1 protein-coding gene is annotated in these 276 nt (G+C 38.8%); it reads right to left on the bottom strand.

Annotated elements, in window-relative coordinates:
- Positions 1 to 276: pectinesterase family protein (locus SB658_RS23715; protein ID WP_410602760.1), on the bottom strand; the 276-nt coding region annotated here is incomplete at both ends.

Raw genomic sequence — 276 nt, 5'->3', positions numbered from 1 at the left:
CCGTATTTTGAAAGGTGATATTTTCTGCGTAAAAGTCGTTCGCACGAATCATTGTGCTTGAGCTATTTGTTGTGCTGCCAGTACTTGCATTTGTATCATTATACGTTAGAATCGTCTTGTGTTGGTTTTCCCCGATAAAGGACACATAAGGTTTATTTTGCGGAAGCAGGATTTTTTCTTTATACACACCATTTTTAATATAGATCGTTACGCGCTGTTGATTGTTCACTGGAATCGCATCAATAGCAGACTGAACGTTTCGAAACGAGCCATTTC

Source organism: Bacillus sp. SIMBA_008, assembly GCF_046535495.1.
Lineage (GTDB): Bacteria > Bacillota > Bacilli > Bacillales > Bacillaceae > Bacillus > Bacillus subtilis.
This window is presented reverse-complemented; position numbering and strand designations above follow the sequence as displayed.